This is a genomic window from Streptomyces coacervatus, from assembly GCF_029223485.1.
Classification (GTDB): Bacteria; Actinomycetota; Actinomycetes; order Streptomycetales; family Streptomycetaceae; genus Streptomyces; species Streptomyces coacervatus.
The window spans coordinates 154,089-179,946 of the sequence record NZ_JARHTP010000013.1 but is presented as its reverse complement, the minus strand read 5'-3'; the positions used below and the strand labels follow the sequence as shown (position 1 = coordinate 179,946).

Annotated in this window: 19 protein-coding genes; 12 read left to right on the top strand and 7 right to left on the bottom strand. The window is 69.8% G+C overall.

Annotated elements, in window-relative coordinates:
• Positions 1–23 precede the first annotated feature (23 nt).
• Together P2Q00_RS29915 and P2Q00_RS29910 are read left to right on the top strand one after the other, a co-directional pair.
• The gene (locus P2Q00_RS29915; RefSeq protein ID WP_275776256.1) at positions 24–1,760 is read left to right on the top strand and encodes an amylo-alpha-1,6-glucosidase; all 1,737 of its coding nucleotides are present in this window, start codon (positions 24–26) and stop codon (positions 1,758–1,760) included.
• 67 nt (positions 1,761–1,827) lie between these two features.
• Positions 1,828–3,681, top strand: a complete 1,854-nt coding sequence (locus P2Q00_RS29910; protein WP_275776253.1) for an RICIN domain-containing protein — start codon at positions 1,828–1,830, stop codon at positions 3,679–3,681.
• A 62-nt stretch (positions 3,682–3,743) separates the two neighbouring features.
• On the opposite strand, the gene P2Q00_RS29905 is transcribed toward P2Q00_RS29910, so the two are convergent.
• Both P2Q00_RS29905 and P2Q00_RS29900 read right to left on the bottom strand, forming a co-directional pair.
• Positions 3,744–4,745 carry a glycoside hydrolase family 43 protein gene (locus tag P2Q00_RS29905; protein ID WP_275776494.1) on the bottom strand — a complete coding sequence of 334 codons (1,002 nt, stop codon included), beginning with the start codon at positions 4,743–4,745 and terminating at the stop codon, positions 3,744–3,746.
• Positions 4,746–4,834: 89 nt separating this feature from the next.
• A complete protein-coding gene (locus P2Q00_RS29900; protein ID WP_275776251.1) occupies positions 4,835–5,569 on the bottom strand; it encodes a TetR/AcrR family transcriptional regulator in 735 nt (244 codons plus the stop codon).
• A gap of 216 nt (positions 5,570–5,785) precedes the next feature.
• On the opposite strand from P2Q00_RS29900, the gene P2Q00_RS29895 reads away from it, so the two are divergent.
• Both P2Q00_RS29895 and P2Q00_RS29890 read left to right on the top strand, forming a co-directional pair.
• A complete protein-coding gene (locus P2Q00_RS29895) occupies positions 5,786–7,939 on the top strand; it encodes a glycosyltransferase (RefSeq protein WP_275776249.1) in 2,154 nt (717 codons plus the stop codon).
• Entirely contained in the window at positions 7,936–8,709 is a 774-nt protein-coding gene (locus tag P2Q00_RS29890) for a polysaccharide deacetylase family protein (RefSeq protein ID WP_275776247.1), read from the top strand. The genes P2Q00_RS29895 and P2Q00_RS29890 overlap by 4 nt, the downstream gene beginning before the upstream one ends.
• Here P2Q00_RS29890 and P2Q00_RS29885 read toward each other — a convergent pair.
• Genes P2Q00_RS29885 through P2Q00_RS29875 form a run of 3 tightly spaced genes read right to left on the bottom strand, consistent with a single transcriptional unit; the run spans position 8,704 to position 12,464 of the window.
• Entirely contained in the window at positions 8,704–9,882 is a 1,179-nt protein-coding gene (locus P2Q00_RS29885; RefSeq protein ID WP_275776245.1) for a glycosyltransferase, read from the bottom strand. The genes P2Q00_RS29890 and P2Q00_RS29885 overlap by 6 nt on opposite strands.
• Positions 9,879–11,099, bottom strand: coding sequence for a carboxylate--amine ligase (locus P2Q00_RS29880; protein ID WP_275776244.1), 1,221 nt, complete (start codon positions 11,097–11,099; stop codon positions 9,879–9,881). Before P2Q00_RS29880 ends, P2Q00_RS29885 begins: the two co-directional genes overlap by 4 nt.
• A gap of 9 nt (positions 11,100–11,108) precedes the next feature.
• Positions 11,109–12,464: an exopolysaccharide biosynthesis polyprenyl glycosylphosphotransferase gene (locus tag P2Q00_RS29875; RefSeq protein ID WP_275776242.1), complete on the bottom strand. Its 1,356-nt coding sequence runs from the start codon at positions 12,462–12,464 to the stop codon at positions 11,109–11,111.
• 125 nt (positions 12,465–12,589) lie between these two features.
• Between P2Q00_RS29875 and P2Q00_RS29870 the strand changes: the two genes are divergently transcribed.
• Entirely contained in the window at positions 12,590–13,846 is a 1,257-nt protein-coding gene (locus P2Q00_RS29870) for a SidA/IucD/PvdA family monooxygenase (RefSeq protein WP_275776240.1), read from the top strand.
• 194 nt (positions 13,847–14,040) lie between these two features.
• Entirely contained in the window at positions 14,041–15,861 is a 1,821-nt protein-coding gene (locus tag P2Q00_RS29865) for a glycoside hydrolase family 15 protein (RefSeq protein ID WP_275776238.1), read from the top strand.
• Here the strand turns inward: P2Q00_RS29865 and galE are convergent.
• Both galE and P2Q00_RS29855 read right to left on the bottom strand, forming a co-directional pair.
• Complete coding sequence (gene galE, locus P2Q00_RS29860; protein WP_275776237.1) at positions 15,809–16,897, bottom strand: UDP-glucose 4-epimerase GalE; 1,089 nt, start codon at positions 16,895–16,897, stop codon at positions 15,809–15,811. The genes P2Q00_RS29865 and galE overlap by 53 nt on opposite strands.
• A 179-nt stretch (positions 16,898–17,076) precedes the next feature.
• The gene (locus P2Q00_RS29855) at positions 17,077–17,796 is read right to left on the bottom strand and encodes a TetR/AcrR family transcriptional regulator (protein WP_275776236.1); all 720 of its coding nucleotides are present in this window, start codon (positions 17,794–17,796) and stop codon (positions 17,077–17,079) included.
• A gap of 372 nt (positions 17,797–18,168) precedes the next feature.
• Here P2Q00_RS29855 and P2Q00_RS29850 point away from each other — a divergent pair, with 372 nt between their 5' ends.
• The 6 genes from P2Q00_RS29850 to P2Q00_RS29825 all read left to right on the top strand — a co-directional run bounded on the left by P2Q00_RS29850 (position 18,169) and on the right by P2Q00_RS29825 (position 25,854).
• Entirely contained in the window at positions 18,169–20,205 is a 2,037-nt protein-coding gene (locus P2Q00_RS29850; RefSeq protein WP_275776234.1) for an Agd3-related carbohydrate deacetylase, read from the top strand.
• A gap of 14 nt (positions 20,206–20,219) precedes the next feature.
• Positions 20,220–21,800: a GT4 family glycosyltransferase PelF gene (pelF, locus tag P2Q00_RS29845; protein WP_275776233.1), complete on the top strand. Its 1,581-nt coding sequence runs from the start codon at positions 20,220–20,222 to the stop codon at positions 21,798–21,800.
• Positions 21,801–21,862: 62 nt separating this feature from the next.
• Entirely contained in the window at positions 21,863–23,218 is a 1,356-nt protein-coding gene (locus P2Q00_RS29840) for a hypothetical protein (protein WP_275776232.1), read from the top strand.
• A 35-nt stretch (positions 23,219–23,253) separates the two neighbouring features.
• A complete protein-coding gene (locus P2Q00_RS29835) occupies positions 23,254–23,991 on the top strand; it encodes a nucleotidyltransferase family protein (RefSeq protein WP_275776231.1) in 738 nt (245 codons plus the stop codon).
• Complete coding sequence (locus P2Q00_RS29830; RefSeq protein ID WP_275776229.1) at positions 23,988–24,902, top strand: NAD-dependent epimerase/dehydratase family protein; 915 nt, start codon at positions 23,988–23,990, stop codon at positions 24,900–24,902. The genes P2Q00_RS29835 and P2Q00_RS29830 overlap by 4 nt, the downstream gene beginning before the upstream one ends.
• Before the next feature lie 7 nt (positions 24,903–24,909).
• Entirely contained in the window at positions 24,910–25,854 is a 945-nt protein-coding gene (locus tag P2Q00_RS29825; protein WP_275776227.1) for a glycoside hydrolase family 191 protein, read from the top strand.
• Positions 25,855–25,858 lie beyond the last annotated feature (4 nt).

Genomic DNA, 25,858 nt, shown 5'->3' with positions numbered 1-25,858 from the left:
CCCCAGAAACGAGTCACGCCACCATGACCGCCGCCCCGTCCGGCCCGGCCTTCTCCGTCCACGACATCCCGTTCAGCACGTACGGATCCTGGTTCGACATCTCGCCCGTGGTGGCGGAGAAGACATACGCCGAGGACCTCCATCTCGTCTCGCACCAGAACGGCATGCACGCCGTGCTGCGCATGGTCCCCCTGGGCACGACGACGGCCGACCGCGCCGAGACCCGCGTCGAGGCAACACCGGGCCGGCTCAGCTGGATCGGCGAGAGCGGGCGCATCGACCTCGCCTACGAGTCGCCGGACACCGTACGCCTGCGGGGGAGCGGCCTGGGCCTCGGCGTCCTCGCCGCCGCGCACACCCTCACCCCGTTCAGCGGCACGTACTTCTTCCACGATCCGGCGGCGGACGCGCACGTGTTCACGTCGTACGAGACCGGACGCCGTTACCGCGTCACCGTGCTGTCCGGCAGCATCGCCGAGGCGGCCGGGGCCCAGGCCCTGGGCGGCGGCGACCGCGGTCTTGCCATCACCCAGGACGGGGGCGGCGGTTGGGAGATCGCGGTCGAGGAACTCGACACCTCCCGCCCGCCGTACGCGACCTCGGCGACCTTCGACGACATCGCGGAGTCCGCGCGGGGCGCGTTCGCGGACTTCGTGGACGCGGTGGCCCCCTGGCGTTCGTCCGGGACACCGGCGGCCGAACTCGCCGCCTACGTCGTGTGGTCGGCGACCGTACGGCCGACGGGCCTGGTCACCCGCCCCGCGGTGCTGATGTCCAAGCACTGGATGGACAAGGTCTGGAGCTGGGACCACTGCTTCAACGCCCTTGCCCTGGCGCCCGGTTGCCCCGAACTGGCCCTGGACCAGTTCGCCCTGCCCTTCGACCACCAGGACGACAGCGGTGCCCTGCCCGACTCGGTCACCCACTCCGAGGTCCTGTACAACTTCGTCAAGCCGCCCATCCACGGCTGGGCCTTCGGCCATCTGCGCCGCCGCCTGCCGGCACCTCCCGACCAGGCCCAACTGGCCGACATCTACGGCAGGTTGGAGCGCTGGACCGACTTCTGGCTCACCGCACGAAGAGCCCCCGATGCCGAACTTCCCTACTACCAGCACGGCAACGACAGCGGCTGGGACAACGCCACCACCTTCGACCCCGAGCGGGTGGTCGTCACCGCTGACCTGGCCGCATTCCTCGTCCTTCAGCTGCATGAACTCGCCTGTCTGGCAGGGGAGTTGGGCAAGGCGGACGAGGAGCGCCGGTGGACGGCGATGGCCGAGGACATACAGACGGCGCTGCTCGACCAGCTGTGGACCGATGACCGGTTCGTCGCCCGGGGCGTGGCCACCGGGAACACCTGGAGCAGCGACAGCCTCCTCGACCTGATGCCCGTCGTGCTGGGCGAGCATCTGCCCGTTGAGGTCAGCAGCGCGCTGGCCGACCACGTCAAGGCCCATCTGACGCCGTACGGCCTGGCCACCGAACTGACCACCTCGCCGCACTACCTCGCCGACGGCTACTGGCGCGGCCCGATCTGGGCCCCCGCCACCGTCCTCGTCGAGGACGGCCTGCGCCGGGCCGGCCACCACCGGCTGGCGGACGACATCAGCGCCCGTTTCCGCGCCCTGTGCGAGACCCACGGTTTCGCCGAGAACTTCGACGCCCTCACCGGCACGGGTCTTCGCGACCGCGCCTACACCTGGACCGCCAGCAGCTACCTCCTGCTGGCCGAGGCACACGCCCACCGAGAGGGCCGCTGAGCGGCCGCCTCCCACACAGCCCCGGGGCCGTCACGAGCCCCGGTCCTCCCCCTCCAGGAGCCGCACCATGAATTCGCCCACAACCCTCCCCAGACCCACAACAAGCATCAGGCGCCGGGCCGTCTCGTCCGTCGCCGTCCTCCTGACCGCCCTGGCAACGACCCTGATACCGGCCGCCCCCTCCCGGGCCGCGGACACGAGCGTCACCGTCGACTTCGCCACCGCCGGAGGCGCCCCGACGTACCACGCCTCCGGAATGATCTACGGCATGACGCCGAACGGCTCGCTCCCGCAGGACCACTTCTTCAAGGACATCAAGTGGCACTTCATGCGGGCCGGCGGTGCCCAGCTCAACAGCGGCGGCTACGGCACCAGCCTCGCGGACTACCAGACCCGCTGGAACGCCACGCTCGCCCAGTACAAGCGCACCGCGGCCCTCGGCGGCACCTTCGTCATCCTGCCGCATGACCTGTGGGGCGCGGACAGCACCACCAGCCAGGGCTGGCCCGGCGACAACGGTGACTGGACGCATTTCGACAACTTCGTCACGCAGCTCATCAACGACGTCAAAGCCAACAACATGACCGTCGAGTGGGACCTGTGGAACGAGCCCGACGGCAAGGGTTTCTGGGCTCCCTCGCAGAGCCAGTACCTGCAGATGTGGTCGCGGTTCTACGCCCGCGTCCGGTCGGCGTTCCCGGGCCAGCTCATCGTCGGCCCCAGCATGGCCGGCCAGCCCACCTCCTCCAACGGTTGGTGGACCACGTATCTCAACTACGTCAAGGCCAACAACGTCGCCCCCGACATCTACAGCTGGCACGACGAACCCGCCGACCCCGTCCCGGGAGTATCCAGCGCCAACTCCACCCTCGCCTCCGCGGGGCTGACCAACACCCGCCCGTACCAGATCAACGAGTACGCCGCGCTCTCCCAGCAGAACCCCGGCGGCGGCGCCTGGTTCATCGGCCGCCTGGAGCGGGCCGGCGCCGACGGTCTGCGGGGCAACTGGGCCTCCGGCACCGCTCTGCACGACGACGAGGCGAACCTGCTCACCAAGAACAGCGCGGGCCAGTACCTGCCCCTGGGCGAGTGGTTCATGTACCGCTACTACGGCTCCCAGACCGGCAACATCGTCAGCCTCACCCCCGGCTCCGGCACCGACGGCCTCGCCACCAAGGACAACACCGCGAAGAACGCCAAGGTGCTGCTCGGCAGCAACGGCAACACCGGCAACGTCACCGTCAACCTCACCGGCCTCGACACCACCTCGGTGGTGGAGAACGGCCAGGTCCGCGCGGTCGTCCAGCGCGTCCCGTACAACAACGGCGCCGCGGTGGCCGGCCCGGAGACCATCTCCGACACCACCCTGAACGTCAGCAACAACGCGGCCTCGGTGAGCCTCCCCTGGACGAACACCAAGGACGGCTACACCGTCACCCTGCTGCCGCCGTCCAACACCACCGTCTCCACGGTCGCGGTCAGCGAGAACAGCGGCCAGTGCCTGGACGACACCAACCTAAGCACCGCCAACGGCACCCAGTACCAGCAGTGGAACTGTGAAGGCGGCTACCAGCAGATGCTCGACCTCAAGCCGGTGAGCGGCAAGACCAACACCTACACCGTGGTCAACGAGCTGAGCGGCAAGTGCCTCGACGTCTCCGGGGCGTCCACCGCCGACGGGGCGGCCGTCATCCAGTACACCTGTAACGGCGCCACCAACCAGCAGTTCACCCTCAACCCCGTCACCGCGCTCGGCAACAGCAAGGACTACCAGCTGGTCGCCGTACACAGCGGCAAGTGCGTCGACGTCTCCAACGTCTCGACCACGCCCGGCGCGCTGATCCACCAGTGGACCTGCGACGCGGCGAGCGCGCTGAGCACGAAGAAGAACCAGATCTGGCGGCTCGTCGGCAAGAGCTGACGGCACTGCTCAGACACGTGGCCGTCCGGCATCGCCGCCGGACGGCCACACCTGCTCTGTCTTCATCCGCCGCCGTCGAGGTCGGTGCGCTGACGCAGCACCCGCAGTTCATGGCCGACGAGCTGCATCTCGTACAGCTTTCCTCGCGCGTTCTCGAAGGGGCGGTGGAGGACCATCATCAGCCGCTCGTCGAAGGTGCGGAACAGCATGCCGTGACCGCTGTCGTCGCGGACCAGCGGCCGCTGCTGCCGCCACGGCCCGGTGATCTCGCCGGACTCGGCGACGGCCCAGGTCTGCACATAGCCGCCGCTGACGGTGCCGTCCTTGCCGGCCACGTTCTTCTCGTACGTCGACCACAGCATGAGCAGCGACCCGTCAGGGGTGCGGTACAGCTGGGGGCCGTCGGTGATGTACGGCGGGAGCTGGTGGGGGACCCCGCCGGGGATCTGCTCGCTGATCCAGAACGCGTCCGAGGCCTTGAACAGGAAGACCGGATCTCCGACGGTTCCCGACAGGTCCGGGGTCAGCCGGATCGCCTCCATGGTGCCGTCGACGGTCTGCAGCCACTCGTGCGCGTACACCATCCAGGGCTGCCCGGACCGGTCGACGTGGAGCGTGCCGTCGAGGGTCATCAGGTTCTCGGGCGGGGTGGGGCGCGCGGGGTCGACCGCGGTGAAGGGACCCAGCAGCGAGTCGGACACGGCGGTGATCGTGCCGCGCAGGTAGTTCGGAAGCTGGAACGGCGTGCCCCATTGGTTGGCCGGTGGCACCGGAAGCGCCTTGTCCTGGTTGTGCAGCGTGGTGAACAGGTAGTACCTGCCGCCCAGTTCGTGCACTTCCGGCGCCCATCCGCCGTCGGTCGCCCAGATCCCGCTCTGCTCGGCGGCGAGGAAGACCACCACGGGGCGCATCCAGCCGCGCAGGTCGTGACTGCGGTAGACCATCGTGCCGGTGCCGTCCACGCCCGATACGGACGGGTCGTTGGAGGTGTAGAGGTAGTACGTGCGGGTGGCTTTGTCGGCGACGATGAACGGATCGTGCAGCGGCATGTCGGGGAGCTGCATCAGCTCGGTCTCAGGCACCGTCGAAGAATACGTACCGGAAGTCGAGGAATACGTACCGGAATACGTATCGCGCGGAGCCTGTGCGGGGTCTAGCTCCCGGCGGTCTCCCCGAAACGGTCGAGCAGCGCGTCCAGGCCGGCGGTCAGGCCCTCCGGGCCGCCCGGCTCGGTGAGGGCGGGGGCGGCTTCGCGGAGCCTGGGCAGCTCCTGGGGCGGCATGCGGTGCAGGCCGAGGCGGAACGCCGGTTCCTGCTCGTCGGGGTTGTCCACCATCGGCCGCAGCTCCACGGACACATAGCCGAGCAGCCATGCGGTGAAGGCCCGGAAGGCGGCCGCCGTGCCGGCGTCGTCGAGGCCCGCCTCCCGGAGCAGGGCGAGCACCCTCTCGTGGTCCTTCAGCACGGCGAGCGGGCGACGCGCGAGCGGGACGGCCAGCATGCGGGTGGTGAGCAGCGGGACCGCCTGGGGGTGGGCGAGGCAGACGTCGTAGGTGGCCCGGGCGATGCGGTGCAGCTCGGCGCGCCAGGCGGGCGCAGCGTCCGTCGGGCCGGCTTCGGGGCCGGCGGCCAGGCTCTCCTCCAGCTCGAGATACAGCGCTTCGACCAGGCCGTCGAGGAGTGCGTCCTTGCTCGCCGCATAACGGTAGAGCGCCATCGCCTCCACTCCGAGCTCCGCACCCAGCCGGCGCATGCTCAGGGCCGAGAGGCCTTCGCGGTCCACCAGTTGCAGGGCGGCGGCCAGCACGCGCTCACGACTGAGCCTGCCGTAGCGGCCGCGGTCGCTGGCGCGACGGGTGGGTCCGGTCTCGGAGCCGCTCTCTGCCATTGCCCGTCTCCTCGCGACGCGTCCGTATACGACGTAAACACGGATGTTAGCCGGAAATGGCGGGAGACCCCGCCTTGACCGTGCGCACCTTTCGGCCTAGTCTGTACGTATACATCGTAAATATACATATAGCTGCCATGAATCCTCTGGGCGGCGCTGGTCTGTCCTCCTCGGGTCGGCGGCAGACCGGCGCCGCGACTCTGCGAGGAGGGGCCCATGAACCGTCCACTGCGCGTCACAGTGGTCACGACCGCCGGAATCCTCGGCGGTGCCGAACTCTGGCTGCTGGCGCTGCTCGACGCCACGGACCGGCTGGCCGTGGACGCGGTGATGCTGGGGGAGGGGCCGCTGGGCGAGGAGTTCCGCCGCCGGGGCGTGCCCTGCGTCACGCACCGCACGGGCCGGACCGGATCGGCGGTCGGGGCCTCGTCGGCATGGTTCGCGCGCCGGCTGCGGGCGGACCGGCCCGACGTGGTTCTCGCCAACGGGATCAAAGCGGCGTGCGTGTGCGGCCCGGCCGCGTGGCTCACCGGGGTGCGCTGCGTATGGGCCAAGCACGACTACACCCACCCCCGTCTGATGAAGCTCCTGGCCGCGCTCATCGACGACTGCGTCGCCACGGCGGACGGACTGGTCGTCGCCTCGCGACACCCCCGTGCCGTACTCGTACCGTTCCCCGCGCCGGAGGGCACCGCACTGCCCCGCGAGGCCGCCCGGGACAATCTCGTACGACAGGGCGTACGGCTCAACGGCCACGACGAGTCGCTGCTGCTCACCCTCAGCCGCATGGTCGCCAACAAGGGCGTGGACGATGCGATCGAGGCCTTGGCGAGGCCGGGGGGCGAGCGCTGGCGGCTGGTTGCGATCGGGGGCGACGATCCCGCCGAACCGGGCGAGCGCAGCCGGCTCTCGCAGCTGGCCGCCGACCTCGGGGTGGGCGACCGCGTCGACTTCACGGGCTGGATCGAGGACGCCTGGCGCAGCATCCCCGGGGCCGACGCGGTCGCGGTGCTGACCAAGCCCACCCCGGCGATGCCCCATCCGGAGGGGTTCGGCGCGGTCGCCCTGGAGGCGATGCGCTCCGCGGTCCCCGTGATCGCCACGCCGGGCCCCGTGGCCGACCGGGTGGCGCAGCCGGGTGCGGCGCCCGCCGGGATCTCCGTGCCGCCCGGCGCCCCCGCCGAAGTGGGCCTGGCGCTGCGGCGGTTGGCGGATCGCGACACCCGTCTCGCCATGGGCGCGGTGGGGCAGCGGCTGACCGCTTCCCATCCGGGCCCCGCCGAGTGCGCCGGACGGCTGGTGCAGATTCTCTCCGAGGCCGCTCGGCTGCCCGGCGCGGGGCTGACCGGGACGGCGCCGGTTTCGGTGGTGACCACCGTGCTGAACGAGGGCGATGTGATCGACCGGCTGCTGGGCCTGCTGGTTCCCCAACTGGTGGAGGACGGGGACGAGATCGTCGTCGTCGACGGCGGCTCGGCCGACGACACGGCCGACCGGGTCGGGGCGTGGGCCGCGAAGGACGCCAGGATCCGCCTGCTCCGGCTCCCCGGCTCCGGCATCTCGGCCGGCCGCAACGCCGGCGTGCGCGCCGCGGCCAACCCGCTGATCGCCTGCACCGACGCGGGCTGCTACCCCGACCCCGACTGGCTGGACCGGCTGCGCGCGGCGGCGGCGGAGCCCGACCCGGCCGACCTGATCACCGGCGTCTACCGGGTGGACGGCGGCGCGGCGCCGGCCCGGGCCATGGCGGCGGTGGGCTATCCGGTCCCCGAGGAGGCCCGGCATCCGGGACCGTGGACACGCGTGTACTGCCGGCTCTTCGGCCGCGGACTCGACCCGACCATGCCCACCGGGCGCTCGATGGCCTTCGCCCGCACCGCCTGGCAGGACGCCGGGGGCTTCCCCGAACAGCTGCGGACCGCCGAGGACGTGCTCTTCGGCCGCGCCGTCATCGGGGCCGACCACCGGGCGGTCCTCGCCTCCTCCGCCGAGGTCCGCTGGGATCAGCGGCCGACGCTGCGCCGGACGGCGGAGATGTACTTCCGTTACGGCGAGGGCGACGGACGATCGGCGAACCCGCGCATGCTGGGCCGGGATGTGGCCAGGGGATTCGCCTACGCCGGCGCCCTCGCCGCGGTGGTCTCGGGCCCGCGCGCCCGGTCGGTCGCGGCTGTGGGGTTCGCGGCGTACGTGTCACTGCCGCTCGCCCGGGCCGTACGCCGCCACCACTGGGCGGCGCTGCCCCTCGTCCCCTTCGCCGCGGCGGTGCGCGACCTCGCCAAGGCTGCCGGGGCCGGGCGCGGACTGGCCGGTTGGATGAGATCGGGCGGAGCTGCCGCGGACGGTCCGCATGCAGAGGGTTCCCGATGAGTCCCGCCATCGCGCTCAAGCGGCCGCTGGTACTCATGTACCACGGCGTGGGCACACGCCCCGCCCGGCAGGACCCGTTCTGCCTGTTCGTCCCGCCGGACACGCTCCGCAGACAACTGCGAGGGCTCCTCGACCGGGGCTGGACGCCCCTGACGCTCGGCCGCTACCTGAGCGGTGACTTCCCCAGCCACAGCGTGCTGGTGACCTTCGACGACGGCTATCGGGCCCTTCTGGACGAGGGACTGCCCATCCTGAACGAACTGGGGTTCCCGGCCACCGCCTTCGTGCTCAGCGGAGTGCTCGGCGGCCGCTCCACATGGATGGCCGAGATGCCCGACGAGCCGCTGCTCGACGCGGAAGGCGTGCGCGCACTCGTAGATGCGGGGCTGGACGTCGAATGCCACGGATGGGACCACAGCGACATGGCGAACGCCGGGCCCGGGACCCTCTCCCGCAATCTCGTGGACGCCGCGGCGGTGCTGGCCGACATCACCGGCAGGCGCGCCCGCGCCTTCGCCTACCCCTACGGAACGCATGACGCCGCCGTACGCAGAGCCGTGGCCGAAGCCGGCTTCGAGATCGCGTTCAGCGTGCACGAAGGCGCCGGGCGCCATGCCGTCCCGCGCGTCGACATCAACGCCACCGAGATCGGCGCGACCTTCCGACTGAAGACCTGGCGCGGCTATTCCGCCGTCCGCCGGATGTCCGGGGCGGTACCGTCGCTGCGCCCCACCCTGCACTCACTGATCGGCTCCGCCGACCGGTCATGACCGCATCTGCGCATCACGCGCCCCGGCCGTCGTACGGTTCCGGCCGTGCACGCCCGCGGCCCAGACGCGGCGGGCCTCGTCGTACACGGTGTACATACGCTCGACGACCCGCCGCACGTCGTGATGGCGGCGCACATGCGCCTGCGCCTCCTCGCCGAGTGCACGGCCGGCCGCAGGATCCGCCAGCAGACGTACCACCGCACTCGCGAGCGCGCCCGGATCGTCCAACGCCACGACGGCAAACGGCACATGACGTGCCGGCAGGAACTCCCGGGCTCCCGGCACATCGGTGACGACGACGGGGCGGGAGCAAGCCATGGCCTCCAGCGGGGCGAGCGCCATCCCCGCCTCCCACCGGGAGGCCAGCACCACGAGATCGGCAGCCAGATACCAGTCGCGAGGGTCGACGACGGTCCCGGCGAACCCGACGGTCGAGGGCGCCCGCGCTGCCAGGACCGAACGGTCCGGCCCGCCCCCGACCAGGACCAGCCGCGCCTGCGGCAGCCGCTCCTCGATCTGCGCCCAGGCGTCGAGCAGCACGTCCTGCCCCTTCTGACGGCACAGACGCGCCACGCACACGGCCAGCGGCCCGGCGCCGGAGACACCGAGCCGGTACCGCGCAGCCGCACGGGAACCGGCCTCCGGCGGGCTGCACCAGTCCAGGTCCACCCCATTGCGTACGACGGCGTACCGGGACCGGATGCCGGCGGCCACCCCATGGGCACGCTCGCCGTCACTGACGCACACCACCTGGTGTGCCCAGCGCGCTCCCGCCCTCTCCCACTGCACGGTGGCGGTCCGCAGGACAGCGGACACGGCGTCGAACGACCAGGCATGCGGCTGATAGACGGTGGGCAGCAGCCCGAGTATCGCCAGGCGGCCCGCGAGGCCCGCCTTCGCACTGTGCAGGTGCACCACGTCCGGGCGCACCAGGTCCACGATGCGCCGCACTCCGGCCACCTCACGCGGGAGCGCCGCACCGGGAGAGCGCACGGCGTCCCACGGCACGACCTCGGCGCCACGCTGCGCGGCCGTCCACGACAGCGTGCCCGCGGCCGGACATGCCACGATCACCCGGTCGCCCCTCGCGCACTGCCCGGCGGCCAGGTCCGTGACCACTCGGGCGACGCCCGCCTCGCTCGACTGCGCCAAGTGCAGGATGGTCCGCCTCACGACACTGCGCCTTTCTGCGCCAGGACACGCACCGGTTTGGTGAGCCGCCGGGCCACGGTGCCGCTGAAGCGCGCCGCCTCGGCGACCGCGGGCACGGGGTCGTCCCGGCTCAGCCAGGCCCGTTCGAGGTTCCGCCGCGACAGCGACGCCGGCAGCCGGCGTTCGCGCCAGGCACTCACCGTCGCCGACACCGCATCCAGATTGCCCACGATGAAGCCCCGGCCGTGGATCTGCTGCTCGTCCGGAACGTGCTGACCCGTCAGATCCAGGTACAGCGCCCGGACCACGTCCAGTCCCCGCGCGGTGCCGAAGAGACGGAACTGCTGTCCGAACCGAGGGTTGAAGTCCACCAGCTTGTAGCGGCCGTCGCGCCGGTCGAACCGCCAGTCGAGGTCGGCGATCCCGCAGTAGCCGATCGCCCGGCACAGCTCGGCGGCCAGCGTCGCGAGGACGGAGTTGGGCCGGGCCCGCGCCCGGGTGGTGAGGCCCGTCCCGGGCGGCCAGGAGCGGAGCTTGTGGCCCGTGAAGACGAGCCGGGGCGTGCCTGAGGCGCTCACGTAGAGGTGGGTGAACCACTCCTCGGCGATGTCGAGAGGGATGTACTCCTGCACGATGACGGACGGAGACTCGGCCGCCCCGCACCGGGCGAGCAGCTCACCCTCGTCATGGACGACGGTGGTGTGTCCCATGGCGGAGTCGTCCAGCTTGGTGAACGCCTCCCTGTCCTTGAGCACCACAGGAAAGCCCCACTCGCGGCTCACCGCGACCAACTCGGCGCGGTCGACGGGGGACCGGGTCCGGGGAGTGGGCACCCCGTGCTCCTGGCAGATCCGGTGCAGCCCTTCCTTGCTGGCCAGCCTGCGCGGCAGCGCGGGCGGCACAGGGGGCAGCACGAACCATTCGGCCAGGCGGTCGGCGTGCTCCGCCAGCAGTACGGCGGCCTCGTCCCCCTCCGCCACGGCGACCGCGCGGCGGCCGATCTCCCGGCCGATCTGCAGGAGCGCCGCGACCAGTTCCGAGGCGTCCTCCCGGCCGGTCGTCGGGCGGACGAAGCGGCCGGCGAGATGGCGTGAGAGGGCGGTCGGGGTGAAGCGGTCCTCGACCATGGCGTACGCCGGGACGCCCATGCGCCCCAGGGTGCGCACCACCCCGAGCCCCCCGTGGAGTTGCGGGAAACACCCCAACTTGACGAGCAGTGCCGGTGTCTGGTCGCTCATGGGGGCTCCTCAGCATGCGCCGGTCCGGCGCACGACCGCGGACGGCGTCCGCAGCAGGATGGACAGGTCCAGGGCGGGCGACCAGTTCTCGACGTAGCTCACATCGAGCCGGTCCCGCTCTTCGATCGGCAGGCAGGAGCGGCCGCTGACCTGCCACAACCCGCTCATGCCCGGCTTCACCAGGAGCCGGTGACTGCCGTCCTCGCTCAGGGCGGCGACCTCGTCCTTCACCAGAGGTCGCGGGCCGACGAGGGACATATGGCCTGCCACCACATTGAACAGCTGCGGCAGCTCGTCCAGTGAGGACGAGCGCAGGAACCCTCCCGCCCTGGTGACGCGCGGATCGTCGGCGATCTTGAAGTACCGGTCGCTGCCGTAGCGGTTGAGGTGGGCGAGTTCGGCCTTGAGCCGGTCCGTACCGCGGCGCATCGTCCGGAACTTCAGCAGAGTGAACTCACGGCTGTCGCACCCGATTCTGCGCTCCCGGTAGAACGCGGGTCCCGGGCTGTCGAGCCGTACCCACGCGGCGATGAGCGCCATCAGCGGAGCCAGCAGCAGCAGACCCAGCAAAGCCAGCAGACGGTCCGTCAGCTCTTTGGGGACGCGGGGCAGCGCGGACAGCCTGGGGGCGTGCAGCTGCAACAGGGGCACTCCGGCGACCGGACGCACGGCCAGCCTCCCGGCCGAGACATCGGCGAGGACCGGGGCCAGCATCAGGTCGACGCCCGCTGTCCACAGCTCCCAGGACAGCCGCCGCAGCCTTTCGGCGCCCAACTCGGGACCCGGCAGGGCGATGACCGCGTCACAGCCGGTCCGCCGTACCGCCTTGAGCAGGTCCACGGCGTCGGGGTACACACCGACGATCTGCACCCCGGGGGCGTGCCCCCTGCGCAGCGCCGCGCTCAACTCGGCGGCGGACTCGGCGGGTCCGAGCACGAGCACCCGGCTTCCGCGGGTGCGCATCCTCGCCCGCCGGTGCCGGCGCAGCGCGAGCGTCAGCCCGGTGGCGAGCGGCAGTGCGATCAGCGCGTCGTGCAGCAGCTCGTCGCGGGGCGCGAACCACCAGGCGGTGCCGGCCGCGGCGGCGGCCAGACAGGCCGCCCGCAGCACCCGGCGCAGGCACTCCGCGTCGGCGCAGGACCCGTACACCCGTTGTGACGCCAGAGCGAGGAGCCACAGCGGGACGAGCACGGCCGGGACGAACCAGCGCTGACAGAGCAGATACACCCCGCCCGCGGCGATGGTGGCGGCAAGCGCGTCGACCGCGAGCAGGACCGGGACCGGAGAAGTGCGGCGGTGGCGCGTGCGCATCCTTCCCGCGGTCTCCGCCGGTCCGGCGCTGGTCGATTCGTTTACGACGGCCACGGCCTGCCACCTCACCTCTTGGCCGGTCTTGCCTGTCCGTCTACACATGTTTACGCTGTAAATATACATACGCCCGATACAGGCAAATAGTCAAGAAGCCGCTGATGGGAAGGGCGCCCGGAATCATGAAGCCTTCAGGAGACGTCGACGTCGCCGTGGTGGGAGCAGGCCCCTACGGGCTCTCCATCGCCGCCCACCTCCAGGCCCGCCAAGTGCCGTACCGGATCTTCGGGGAGCCGATGGACGGCTGGCGCTCGCACATGCCGCGCGAGATGTACCTCAAGTCGTCCCCGTTCGCCTCGTCGATCTCGGCCCCCGCCCCGGGGCACGGACTCGGGGAATTCCGGGCCAAGGAGGGACGCCACCCGGGCCGCGAGCGCGAACCGGTGCCGCTGTCCGAATTCGTGCGCTACGGGCTCTGGTTCCAGCAGAACTGCGTCCCCGGGCTGGAACGGACCGCGGTACGCCGCGTCGACCGCCCCCCTGACGGCCGGTTCCGCATCACGTTGGACTCCGGAGAGGAGTTCACCGCGCGCGGCGTCGTCGTCGCCACCGGTGTCACCCCCTTTGCGTACGTACCGCGCGAGTTGACCGGGCTGCGCGAGGACGGTCTCGTCTCCCACACCGCGGACCACACGGATCTTTCGGTGTTCGCGGGCCGGAGCGTCGTCGTGGTGGGGAGCGGGCAGTCGGCCCTGGAGACCTCTGCTCTGCTGAACGAGGCCGGCGCCGAGCCGGCCGTGGTCGCCCGCACCCGCCCCTCCTTCGGCCCTCCCCCGGAGGCCGACCGGGCCCAGGACCGTCCGCTGCACGCACGAGTGCTGTGGCCGGAGGCCGTGATGGGCACCGGATGGCCGCTGGTGGTCTGCAGCCGAGGGCCCGCGGCCATCCGGCACCTGCCGGCCCGCACCCGCGCCCACCTGCTGCGGACGGTGCTGGGACCGTCCGGCGCCTGGTGGCTCCGCGAGCGCGTGCAGGGCCGTGTCCCGGTGCTGTCCGGCCGCAGCCTCCACTCGGCGGCGCGCGAGAACGGCGGGGTGCGGCTGAAGGTGCGCAATGGCGGCGCAGACGTGGAGACCCTGTACGCCGACCATGTCATCGCGGGGACCGGATACCTGGTCGACGTCGACAGGGTGGAACTGCTGAGCCCGCAGCTGCGCAGGGCGGTGCGCAGGAGCGCCGCCGATCCGCCCCAACTGGCCGGTGCGCCACGGCTGTCCGCCGACTTCCAGGCCTCGGTGCCGGGCCTGTACTTCGCGGGGCTGGCCGCCGCTCCCACCTTCGGGCCGCTGCTGCGCTTTGTGTGCGGGACGGGGTTCACCGCGAGGCGGATCAGCGCTTCGCTGGCGGCGGACGGCGGGGTTGACGCCCGGGCCTCGTGATGCAAAGATGTACGTATACGTCGTAAACATACGACTTATCCGCAAGGGTGATCGATGAAGTGGGAACGGGATGCCGCCCCCGCAGGGCGGCGCCGGCGGCGGAGCTGCCACCGCCGTCGACTCCGCCCTGCATGACCGCCGTCCCGAAGAACCGCACGGAACTCGGTCACACACCGCGTGAGTGAGTGGCGATCATGAGTGCTCCCATCGAGGACTACGCCCTCATCAGTGACCTAGAGACCGCGGCCATGGTCGGCAAGGACGGCTGCGTCGACTGGCTGTGTCTGCCCCGGTTCGACTCGCCGGCCTGTCTGGCCGCGCTGCTCGGCACCCCGGACAACGGATTCTGGCGGGTCGCCCCCGTCGACGGCGGTCCCTGCACACAGCGGGCTTACCGGCCCGACACGCTGATCCTGGACACGCGGTGGGAGACCGCGTCGGGAGCCGTGCGGGTCACCGACTTCATGCCGCCCCGTGCCCAACTGCCCTGCGTCGTCCGGGTGGTCGAGGGCCTCTCCGGTGCCGTGTCCATGCGCAGCGAGCTGCAGCTGCGCTTCCACCAGGGCAGGGTCGTGCCCTGGATCCGGGCCGTCGACCGATGCGTGGTGGGGGTCGCCGGCCCGGACGCCGTCTGGCTGGGCGCCGACGGAGCCGTACGGGCGCGTGGCGACGATGCCACGGTGTACGACTTCACCGTCCCGGCCGGACGGCGGCTGGCCCTGACGCTCGTGTGGTCGCCCTCGCATCTGCCCGAACCGCCCGCGCCGCTGAGCATCCCGGCCGAGACACTCCTGAAGGAGACCGCCGACTTCTGGCGGAAGTGGACCGCCCAGTGCCGCTACGAAGGCCCGTGGCGGGACGCCGTGGTGCGGTCACTGATCACCCTCAAGGCCCTCACCTACGCCCCCACCGGCGGCATCGTCGCCGCGCCGACCACCTCGCTGCCCGGCTGCATCGGCGGCGAGCGCAACTGGGACTATCGCTACTGCTGGCTGTGCGATTCCACCCGCACCCTGTCCTGTCTCCTGCGCAGCGGCTACCGGGAGGAGGCGACCGCCTGGCTGGACTGGCTGGTGCGGGCCATCGCCGGCAACCCCGCCGATCTGCAGACCGTGTACGGCGTCGGCGGACAGCGCCTGCTGCCGGAGACCGAGGCGCCTTGGCTGCCCGGCTACGAGGGCTCGCGGCCCGTCCGGTTCGGCAACTCCGCGGCGAACCAGTTCCAGCTGGACGTCTACGGCGAGGTCCTCGACGCCTTCTGTCTGTCGCTGCGGGCCGGCATCCCCATGCCGGCCCATGTGTGGAATCTGGTCGAGGCGATGATGGGCTATCTGCAGCGGCACTGGCGGGAACCGGACCAGGGGCTGTGGCAGGTGCGGGGCCCCCGGCGGCAGTTCGTGCACTCGAAGGTCATGGTCTGGGTGGCCGCCGACCGCGCCCTGCGGATGGGGGAGCTGCTCGGCCGCAACGGCTCCTCCGGCGAATGGCGCGCCATGCGGGACGAGGTGCACCGCCAGGTGTGCCGGGAGGGCTGGGACCCCGGGCAGCGATCCTTCGTGCAGTCCTACGGCTCGCCGGCCCTGGACGCCTCGGCGCTGCTGATGCCGCGGCTCGGCTTCCTGCCTGCCTCGGACGAGCGGGTCCGCTGTACCGTCCGCGCGATGCGGCGGCTGCGCCACGGCGGCTTCGTGCGGCGGTACGCGCCGGACGGCCGCGGCGTGCACCGGGTGGACGGTGGGCACGGCTCGGAAGGCGCGTTCGTGTCGTGTTCCCTCTGGTACGCCGACGCCCTTGCCGCGACCGGGCACGCCGCACAGGCCAGGGAGGTCTTCGAGCGAGTGCTCGCCGTCCGCAACGACGTCGGTCTGCTCTCGGAGCAGTGGGATCCCCAGGCGGGCCGTCAACTGGGCAACGCGCCCAAGGCCTTCAGCCATATCGCCCTGGTGGAGACGGCGTTCGCCCTCAGCGCTTCGCGTTCGGGCGCCGCCCGCCGCCCGCGTAACCGTGCGGGTTGAGCTGCTGAAAGCGCCAGGCGTCCCGGCACATGTCGGCGAGGTCGCGGGTGGGGTGCCAGCCCCAGGCGCGCGCCACGGCGCCCGCGTCGGCGACCAGTTCGGCCACGTCGCCCGGACGGCGGGGCACGATCTCGTACGGAATGCTCCGGCCGCACACCTCTGAGAACGCGGCGACGACCTCCAGTACCGAACGCCCCCTGCCGACGCCCAGGTTGTACACATGCATGCCGGGTCCGTCCAAGAGGTGGTCGAGCGCGATGCGGTGCGCCTCGACCACGTCCATGACATGGACGTAGTCGCGGATCGCGGTCCCGTCGCCTGTGGGGTAGTCGCCGCCGAACACCCGCAGCTGTGCCTGTCGGCCGGCCGCCACCTGGGCGATGTGCGGGATCAGGTCGCCCGGATCGCCGCTGGGATCCGCGCCGAGCAGCGAGCTGGGGTGGGCGCCGGCCGGCTCGAAGTACCGCAGGCACAGCACGGTGTACTCGGGGTGCCGGTGGCAGACGTCGGCGAGGATCTGCTCGCACAGCACTTTGGAGGCCGCGTACGGATTGGTGGGCCGGGCGGGGGTGTCCTCGTCGAGCGGTCCGTGTCCGGCGTCGCCGTAGACCGAGCCGGTGGACGAGTAGACGAGCTGGTGCACCCCGTGGTCGTGCATGGTCCGCAGCAGGGCGGTCGTGCCACCGACGTTCGTGTCGTAGTACTCGACGGGCATCAGGGTCGACGCGCCCACGGCCTTGAGGCCGGCGCAGTGCATGACGGCGTCCACGGAGTGCCGGTCGAAGACGGCCGACAGGGCCCGCCGGTCACAGATGTCCAACTCGTAGACGGCGCCGACGAAGCGGCCGGCGATGCGCTCCACCCGGGGAAGGACCTGGCGGGTGCTGTGGGAGTAGTCGTCGACCACGATCACCTCGTAACCGTGGTCGAGCAGCTCGACACAGGCGTGGCTGCCGATGAAACCGGCGCCACCGGTGACGAGGATCGTCGACGGCGGGCCCGGGGGCCCGGTTCCGTCGCGCTCTTTGCGCGTCATGGCACAAGGCTCCTGACGTGCGGCACATGGGCGTACGTTTACAACGTATATATACGACTTTGCCCCTTCTTGACGCGGGCGTCAAGAGGGGACGGCGCGGGCGATGCGCATGTCCCGCTGTGAAGCACGCGTCGCCACCGCCCGCTCGTGCGGAAGGCGGTGCCGTGTCTGCTCCCGGTCTACTCCCGTGTGAACCGGTCGAGCAGAGCGTCCAGCCCGGCCGCCAGTCCGTCCGGTCCGCCCCGCTCGGCGAGCGCGGTGGCGGTCTCGCGGAGCGTGGGCATCTCCAGGGCCGACAGACGGTGCAGCCCGAGGCGGAATGCCGGATCCGGCTCGTCGGGGTCGTCGACGATGGGCCGCAGCTCCACCGACACATAGCCCAGGAGCCAGGCGGTGAGCGCCTGGAAGGCAGCGGCGCTGCGGACGTCGTCGAGCCCGGCCGCGCGGAGCAGCCGCAGCACCCTCTCGTGGTCCCGCAGGACGGCAGTCGGCTGCCACGTCGGCGGTACCGCCGGCACGCGAGTGGCGAGCAGCGGGACGGCATGGGGGTGGGCGAGGCAGATGTCGTAGGTCGCGCGGGCGATCCGGTGGAGTTCGGCGCGCCAGGCGGGCGTGCCGGCCGTCGCGGGGCCGGGCTCGGTGGTCAGGCGTTCCTCGAGTTCGCGATAGAGCGTTTCGACCAGGCCCTCCAGCAGGGCTTCCTTGCTCGGGGCGTACCGGTAGAGCGCCATCGCCTCCACGCCGAGCTCGGTGCCGAGGCGGCGCATGCTCAGTGCCTGGAGGCCTTCGCGGTCCACCAGTTCCAGCGCCGCGCCTCGTACCCGTTCCCGATTGAGCCCGCCGCAACGCCCGAGGTCTCCGGCGCGACGCACCGGGCCTGCCGCTGAGCCGTGAGCCATTCCGCGCCTCCTCGCCCCTGGACCGCTCGGGGCTTTCGCCTTGACGGTATGTACCCTTCGGTGTAGCTTGTACGTTTACATCGTAAATATAGCAGATGGCTGTCTCGAATCCTCTGGTCGGCCCCGATGTGCCCCCCTTGCCGGCGTGGCAGATCGGGGCCGTTCGCGCACCTCCTCCTGAGGGTTTGTCTCGCCGGGGGATACCCCCCTTGACCGCCCTGACGTATGGGTGCAAAGTGGACGTATACGACGTAAGTTTACTAGTCAGGAGATGAGCTGCAACGCAGGCCCGCGGAAAGGAATCCGATGACTGTGCCGGTGAGCTTGAGCGCTCTTGTCAGGAATCCTCGCGGTCCGCTGATCCTTCTCGCCATGGCGGTCGGTGTCATCCCTTTGATCATCACGCTGGCGGTGGCGCCGAGCGGAACCGGTTGGCAGGCGGCCCGGGGTGGCCTGGACGGAACGGCGAAGCCGCCCGCACCACCCGTCCCCAGCAAGGAACTCGTGCCGGTGCGGGACAACGCGGCTCCGGACACCCCGGTGCACCGGGGTGACAAGGTCGCGCTGCGACAGCTGATCATCGCGACCGACACCCGGGACTTCGGCCTGCCGGCCTGGCGAGAGATCCTGGACCGGATAGGCACGCCCTACGACGTCCTGCTGACCAAGAACGAGCCGCTGGCCGCGGACAGGTTTGTACGCCCTGACGGCACCGGCAGGTACAACGCCATCCTGCTGACCGACAACACTCTGAGCGGTGCGTCGGGCGCAAGTACCGTCAGCAACACCGAGTGGGACGCCCTGTGGAACTACGAACGCACCTACAAGGTGCGGCAGGTCTCGCTGAACAGCTCCGCAGCCGGTTTCTCCTGTCTGCGTGCCCAGTCCGAGGGGCCGGTGGGCACCGTGCCGGCCCACGCCGCGCTGACCGACACGGGTCGCAAGATCTTCGACTACCTCGCGCCGGACATACGCATCCCGCTGACCCAAAGCTATGTGTACCGCTCGGCACTCAAGGCGGGCTGCCACGCACAACCGCTCCTGACCCTTGGCCCATCGGTCGTCGGTGCGCTCCAGACCGGCTCGGACGGCCGGGAGGAACTCGGCGTGGGATTCTCCGTCGGGCGCGGTGAGGCGACTGGTGACCTGCTCGGCTTCGGGCTGGTCCGGTGGGCCACCAGGGGCGTCTTCCTCGGCGAGCAGCGACACTGGCTCAACGTCGACGTCGACGACTGGTTCCTCACCACGCTGCGCGGTACACCCGGATCACCGGGCCGCACCCAGAAGTTCCGCATCTCGGGCCCGGAAGCACTGGCACTCAGCCGACAGCAGGCCGATTTCGGGCGCCGGTATCCACTCGCCGCGGGATTCAAGCTCAACCTCGCTTTCAACGGCAGCCTGCTGAACCCCTACGCGCCGCCGATGTGCCATCCGGGGAAGACAGCGGACGAACTGACGAGCTACAGCCTCTGCCTCAAGGATCAATTCCGTTGGATCAGCCACACGTTGACCCATCCCGCGATGAACACAACACCGTACGACCGCAATTACCACGAGATCAAAGACAACCTCGCCAGGGCGGCCGCGGTTGGTCTTCCGGTGCCCACGACGGTGCTCAAGCCCCCGGAGTACTCAGGGCTCGGCGCATACGCCGACAAACCGAACTCACCGACCGCGCCGGTGATCGACCACGGTCTCAAGGCCTCCAACAAGGCTCTGCTCAAAGCGGCGAGCGATCTCGGTGTCAAGTACCTGCACGGCGACATGTCCTTCCCCAGCCACAAGCCCGACTGCTTCAACTGCGGTATCCACCACCCACTGCAGCCCGACGTCCTGGTGGTCCCGGACTGGCCGGTCGACATCGCCTTCGAGGCGACCACGCCGGAACAGCAGGTGGCGATCTACTACGCTCATTCGAACGGCAAGAAGGACACGGCCACTTATTACCGGAAGTCCATCGATCACGAGGCCGATCTGGCTCTGCAGCACCTGATGACCGGCTCGGTCTACGCCCACACCCTGCATCAGGGCAACGCGCATCAGTACGCGCCCGGCAAGAGTCTCGTTTTCGACTGGCTGCAGGTGCTGCTCGCCAAATACAGCGCGTACTTCCGGGTTCCGCTGGAGAATCCCGACTGGCTCACCCTCGCGAAGTACGTCGACGCCCGCACCAGTCATTTCGCCGAGCTCAAAAGCCATGAGGACGCCGTGTGGAACCGGGTCACGAACGCCATCACCTATACCCCGGCCGCGCGCGGTTCTCTGTTCATCACCGGCGTCGCGACCAGGCCCGCGACCGCTTCCGACCAGCACGGTCCGGATGAGGCGCAGACATACGGCTCCGACTCGGTCTCCCGGCTGGGTCTGACCAGGGGTGACACCGTCACCCTCACTGCGAGGCCGCGATGACCAGTCCGGTTCGGGTGAGTCGAGGCCAAGGCCCCCTCGGAGAGGGCGACATCCCTCGTCATGTCGACCTGGCCCCCGCCGAGGTGGGCAGGTCGCTGCGGGTTCTGCTGGTCGCCGAGGGCACATACCCCTACCACCCCGGCGGAGTGAGCCTGTGGTGCGACCAGATCATCCGAGGCATGCCGGAGAACTCGTTCACTGTCGTATCGCTCACGGTCGACGGCACCGAACCCCAGGTCTGGCCCTCACCCGACAACCTCACCCGGGTCGTCAACCTGCCGATGTGGGCCGCTCCCTCGCAAGGTGCCGACCGACAGCGGCCACCGCCGTCGGTCGTCGAGGCGCACGAGAACTTCCTGCGGACACTGTTGCGTCCGCCCCAGCAGGACCCGCACTATGACCGGGACATCGCAGAATCGTTTCTGTTCATGGCGCGAACCTTGTTCGACTACGCCAAGACCGGCGATGTCCGGTCGGTGTTCGTCTCCAATGACGCGCTGGACCGGCTGACCCGAGCGTGGCGGGAAGCCGATGGCGACGGTCAGGCCGACGCAGCCGGCCGTGGCGCCACGCTCACCCTGTACGACGCGTTCACCGCGGCCGACCTCATGGAGCACGCGCTGCGTCCGCTGTCCCGTCCGCCGATCGACGCGGACGTGTGTCACCTCGCGATGTGCGGGTCCAGTGTCCTCGTGGGGTTGACCAGCAAATGGGCATACGGCACACCACTGGTGATGTCCGAACACGGCGTCTATCTGCGTGAGCGGTATATGGAGATACTGCGCGAACCGCAGCCGAGCGCCGGTCAGCTGCTCATGCTCCGCTTCTGCCGCGCGATGACGGTGGCGGCCTACCGCGCCGTCGACGTGCTGGCCCCGCACTCCCAGTACAACCGGCGCTGGCAGTTGTACGGCGGAGCCGACCCGGCCCGGATCCGGACCATGTACAACGGCATCGACCCGGCCGACTACCCGGTCGCCGAAGCGGAGCCGGACGTCCCGACGATGGTGTTCGTCGGGCGCATCGACCCGTTGAAGGATCTGCACACGCTGATCAGGGCGTTCGCCCTGGTGCGGCGCGAGGTTCCCGAAGCGAGACTGCGCATTTTCGGTCCGGTCCCGAGGGAGAACAAGAACTACCACGCGAGCTGCCTGGCGCTGGTCGAGGAACTCGGGCTGTCGGGCGCCGCGGTGTTCGAGGGCAGGGTGCCCCGCCAGGCGGATGCCTACCAGGCCGGCCATCTGACGGCGCTGACCAGTGTGTCGGAGGGATTTCCGTACACCGTGGTGGAGTCGATGTCCATGGGAAGACCGCAGGTCTGCACCAACGTCGGCGGTGTCTCGGAGGCGGTCGGCGACGCGGGGATCCTCGTACCGCCGGGTGATCAGGCCGCAGTGGCACAGGCATGCGTGCGGCTGCTCCGCGATGCCGGGCTGCGGCGCCGCCTCGGCACGGCTGCGCGGGAGCGGGTGCTGGAGAAGTTCACGCTGTCGCAGTGGAACGACGGCTACCGCAAGATGTACGACGACCTGGTGCTCAGCCCGCATTCGGGCCCCCGTCGCGTTGCGGGCCGGGAAAGGGCGGCGATCCCATGAGACAGGTCGACAACCACCCGGGCTCCGGCGGGTCGGGGCGAGCCGACCCGGTCGGGCAGCTGGTGGCGACGCTGGAACCGAACCCGCCGCTCGTGGTCGACGAGCTGCACACCGCCACCCTGCTCGAACGCCAGGGCGTGACCGACCAGGAGGCACGCGACAGGTATGGCTGCGAGGACGTCTTCGAGCTGGCCGGCGAGATGTTCCGGCGCCTGCCCCGGCGGCCGGACCCGCCTCGGGACGAGACGTCCGCGCGCCCGCCACAGCGGTTCGTGCTGTTGACCCATGGCTTGCTCTACTCGGTACCCGGCGTGGTGTATCCGGCGGTGCTCGTCGAGATCGGTGGGCCCGCGTTGCTGCGCGGGATGCTGCTCGCCACCACCCTGGGCTGGATCTGGGGCATGGGCACGAGCGTCACTGCATACCGGCTGCTCGGGCAGGGCTACCCGCAGGCGGCCGCACGGATCTGGCGCCGGCTGAGCCTGCTCGGTCTGGGCATTGCTGCGGCGGACGCCATGATGCTCGCGGCCACCGGCGCGGGTGACGCTTCGCTGGCCGTGTTCGTCGTACTGCAGATGAGCTTTCAGCTCGCCTCGGGTGTGCTGGTCTTCTACGGCATGGAGTGGCGCCTCGCTGTGATCGTGCTGCCCACGTTCGTCGCGGGCGGGGCCTACCTCGCTCACCGGTACGACGTCGGCCATGCGGTACCCGTGCTGATCACCGCCGTCGGCACGTGTGTGCTGGCGGCGGGAGTGGCATGGTGGGCCACCGGCCCGACGAGGCAACCGCGTGACCGGGGTGCACAACCGGCCCCCGTTCGGCCCGCGCTCTTCTCGGTTCTGCCCTGCATCGCCTATGCGGTGCTGTCCGCGCTGTTCCTGTTGTACAACACCGTCCCGTTCGTGACGGCACCGTTGGACCTCGCCCTTGCGATGGCACCACTGGTGGTCGGCATGGGAACAGTGGAATGGCGTACGCACAGGTTCAATATCCAGGCTGTCGAACTGGTGCGACGTGCGCGCACGACCGCTGAATTTCATCGCAGTGTGTGGCGCCTGCTGCTGCGCGAACTGGCGCTGTGCATTCTGACCCTGGCATCTCTCGGAACCCTCTTGCTCCTCGCTCTTTCCGTCGCCGGGCTCCTCACCCCGCGAGGGATGCTGCTCGTCACCACCTATCTTGTGCTCGGCGGTGCATACTTCGTCGGGTTCATCACCGTCAATCACGGCCACTTCAGCTCGATTCTGGGAATCACCGGAGCCGTTCTCGTACTGAATATCGCCGCGACGAATTCGATGGCGCAGTATTTTGCGCCCTACGGGGAGGTGCCGATCTTCCTGGCCAGCTGTGTCGTTCTTCTCGCACTGCTGCTGATGGCTCTGCGGCTGAACATCGGAGACGTCCATCACTACAGGTGATCCGAAGTAGACCCCATTTCCAAGGAGGTCATGTCATGCATGTCGCGATCCTCGCTGGAGGCCGTGGGATGCGCCTCAGGCCCTACACCACCGCACTCCCGAAGCCGCTGATGCCGATCGGCGGGGAGTACGCCATCATCGACATCATCTTGCAGCAGCTCAGGGCCCAGGGTTTTCGGCGGGTGACGCTCGCGGTGGGGCACCTCAGCGCGTTGATCCGCGCATTCGTCGGCGACGGAGCACGCTGGGGCATAACGGCCGACTACGCGGAAGAGGACCAGCCGCTGTCCACGATCGGACCACTGTTCAATTTCCTCGACCGGCTGCCGGAGCACTTTCTGGTGATGAACGGCGACATTCTCACCGACCTCAATTACGCCTCGCTCCTGCGGGGCCACGAAAGGTCGGGGGCGCCCTTGACCATCGCCAGTTACCAGCGCAAGGTCAAAATCGACTTCGGCACGCTGGAAACGATCGGCGATCGCCTCGTCAGGTTCAGCGAGAAGCCGACGCTGTCCTATGGAGTGAACATGGGTGTGTACGCCATTTCCGGCAGGACCCTCGCCCGGTATCCGAAGAACACGCCTCTCGGCTTCGACCAACTGGTGCTCGACCTGCTGGCCTGCGGCGACGAGCCGAGGGTCTACGACTTCGGCGGCTACTGGGTGGACATCGGCTGCCCGGACGACTACGAGGAGGCCAACCGCAGCTTCGAGCAGATGCGCTCCACCCTGCTGCCGACCATCACGGCCGCCGAGGAAGTGATCGCATGACCGCGACGGTGCTGCTGTTCGGCGCGTCGGGATTCCTCGGCCGCTCGGTCGCCGACTTCCTCGCCCATGACATGCGCGTCGGCACGCTCATCAAGGCGAGCCGACGGCAGCGGCCGGACGACCCTGGCTGGGTCGGGCACGATCTGGTCGCCGGGAGCGTCGACGAACTCGCCATGCTGCTGGAGCGGGTCGGTCCCGATGTCGTCATCAACTGCGCAGGCCGGCTGGCCGGCGACACGGTCGCGTTGATGGAGGCGAATGCCCTGGTCACCGCGCGCCTGCTGGAAGCGACGAAGACGGCGCTGCCGACCGCGCGGCTGGTGGTGCTGGGTTCGGCGGCGGAGTACGGCGAGGTCACCCCCGGCAGGCCGGTCGCCGAGGAGGATGCGGGCAACCCCGTGAGCGTGTACGGGGTGACGCGGCTCGCGAGCACCCGGCTGATCGAACTCGCCGCGGGCGAGGGGGCCCTGGACGCCGTGTCGCTCCGGGTGTTCAACCCGATCGGCCCCGGACTGCCGCCCGAGAACCTGCTCGGCCGGGCCGCGCAGGGCATTCGGGCGGCGTTCCGAAGCGGTGCGGACCACATCACGCTCGGGCCGCTGGACGCCTACCGGGACTTCGTCGATGTGCGGGACGTGGCGGCGGCGATCGGTGCGGCCGCACTGGCCGATCACCTGCCGCGGCCCGTGCTCAACGTCGGCAGCGGTGTCGCCGTCAGGGCGCGTGAGGCGGTCGCACTGCTCGCGCAGGCAGCCGGGTTCATCGGGCATGTGCGCGAGTCCGCGGGGGCACCGGCACGTTCTCGTCAGGTGCAGTGGATCGCTGCCGATGTGAACAGGATCCACGGCGCGCTGGGCTGGAAACCCGTGCACGATCTCGAAGGGTCGATCCGGGCAAGCTGGGAAGGCTGAGTGTCCCGTGAAGTCGCAGCGGATCATGAGGACGATTCTCATCACATGCTGCCTCGTCATGTTCGCGGGTTGTTTCACGCCGGCGGGAGCGAAACAACCGGACCGGACCCGCGCCGTTACACCACCTCCCGACAACCCGAACGCGATCACCAATGCGGTGGTGCAGCTCCAGGGATACAAGAACGGGAACCTCGACGAGCTGGCCCGCGGGCCGTATCAGCTGGCCGTCATCGACCTGGCCAGAGATGCTTCGGCATCGTATTTCACGGCGAACGAGATCAGTCATCTGAAGCAGTCGGGAAAGAGGGTTCTCGCCTATTTTGAAATCGGTTCGATGGAATGGTTCCGGCCGGACTATCCCGGTTTCCGCAGGAGGAACCCGGATCTCATCATCAGTGAATGGCGGGACTGGCCCGGTGAGTACTTCGTGAAGTACTGGGACCAGCGATGGTGGGACGAGGCGATCAAACCGCGGGTGGACCGGGCGATCGCTGCCGGGTTCGACGGTATTTTTCTCGACACGGTGGTGGCCTACGACGAGATCGACCTCCATCGAGTGCCCGGCGAAACCCGGAACGACCTGGCTGTGAAAATGGTCGATCTGATCAGGAGGATCAGCGAGTACGCCAAGGCAGCCAAACCGGGATTCTGGATTTTCCCGCTGAACGCTCCCGAATTGCAACGCTACCCAGGATATATCAGTGCCATCGACGGGATCGGCGCGGAAGGGCTGTTCTTCCAGGCCACCGATCTCCCGTGCACCGAGGATTTCTGCGCGCCGAAACTCAAAGCAACACGCGCGTTGCGGAGAGCCGGAAAGATCGTGTTGGCGGTCGACTACGCCGACCGCCACGAGAACATCGCCAGTGCCTGCCGCAGCTACCGGAGAGAGCATTTCGCCGGTTACGTGACGGTGCGTGACCTGGACGAAGTCCGTCCACCGTGTCCTTGAATGA

What these genes read in the sequence shown, in the direction of transcription:
- P2Q00_RS29910 (WP_275776253.1), top strand. Translation starts at nt 1,828, where the DNA reads ATGAATTCGCCCACAACCCTCCCCAGACCCACAACAAGCATCAGGCGC.
- P2Q00_RS29915 (WP_275776256.1), top strand. Translation starts at nt 24, where the DNA reads ATGACCGCCGCCCCGTCCGGCCCGGCCTTCTCCGTCCACGACATCCCG.
- P2Q00_RS29905 (WP_275776494.1), bottom strand. Translation starts at nt 4,745, where the DNA reads ATGCAGCTCCCCGACATGCCGCTGCACGATCCGTTCATCGTCGCCGAC.
- P2Q00_RS29870 (WP_275776240.1), top strand. Translation starts at nt 12,590, where the DNA reads ATGAAGCCTTCAGGAGACGTCGACGTCGCCGTGGTGGGAGCAGGCCCC.
- P2Q00_RS29835 (WP_275776231.1), top strand. Translation starts at nt 23,254, where the DNA reads ATGCATGTCGCGATCCTCGCTGGAGGCCGTGGGATGCGCCTCAGGCCC.
- P2Q00_RS29855 (WP_275776236.1), bottom strand. Translation starts at nt 17,796, where the DNA reads ATGGCTCACGGCTCAGCGGCAGGCCCGGTGCGTCGCGCCGGAGACCTC.
- P2Q00_RS29865 (WP_275776238.1), top strand. Translation starts at nt 14,041, where the DNA reads ATGAGTGCTCCCATCGAGGACTACGCCCTCATCAGTGACCTAGAGACC.
- P2Q00_RS29895 (WP_275776249.1), top strand. Translation starts at nt 5,786, where the DNA reads ATGAACCGTCCACTGCGCGTCACAGTGGTCACGACCGCCGGAATCCTC.
- galE (WP_275776237.1), bottom strand. Translation starts at nt 16,897, where the DNA reads ATGACGCGCAAAGAGCGCGACGGAACCGGGCCCCCGGGCCCGCCGTCG.
- P2Q00_RS29880 (WP_275776244.1), bottom strand. Translation starts at nt 11,099, where the DNA reads ATGAGCGACCAGACACCGGCACTGCTCGTCAAGTTGGGGTGTTTCCCG.
- P2Q00_RS29890 (WP_275776247.1), top strand. Translation starts at nt 7,936, where the DNA reads ATGAGTCCCGCCATCGCGCTCAAGCGGCCGCTGGTACTCATGTACCAC.
- P2Q00_RS29850 (WP_275776234.1), top strand. Translation starts at nt 18,169, where the DNA reads ATGGCGGTCGGTGTCATCCCTTTGATCATCACGCTGGCGGTGGCGCCG.
- P2Q00_RS29830 (WP_275776229.1), top strand. Translation starts at nt 23,988, where the DNA reads ATGACCGCGACGGTGCTGCTGTTCGGCGCGTCGGGATTCCTCGGCCGC.
- P2Q00_RS29900 (WP_275776251.1), bottom strand. Translation starts at nt 5,569, where the DNA reads ATGGCAGAGAGCGGCTCCGAGACCGGACCCACCCGTCGCGCCAGCGAC.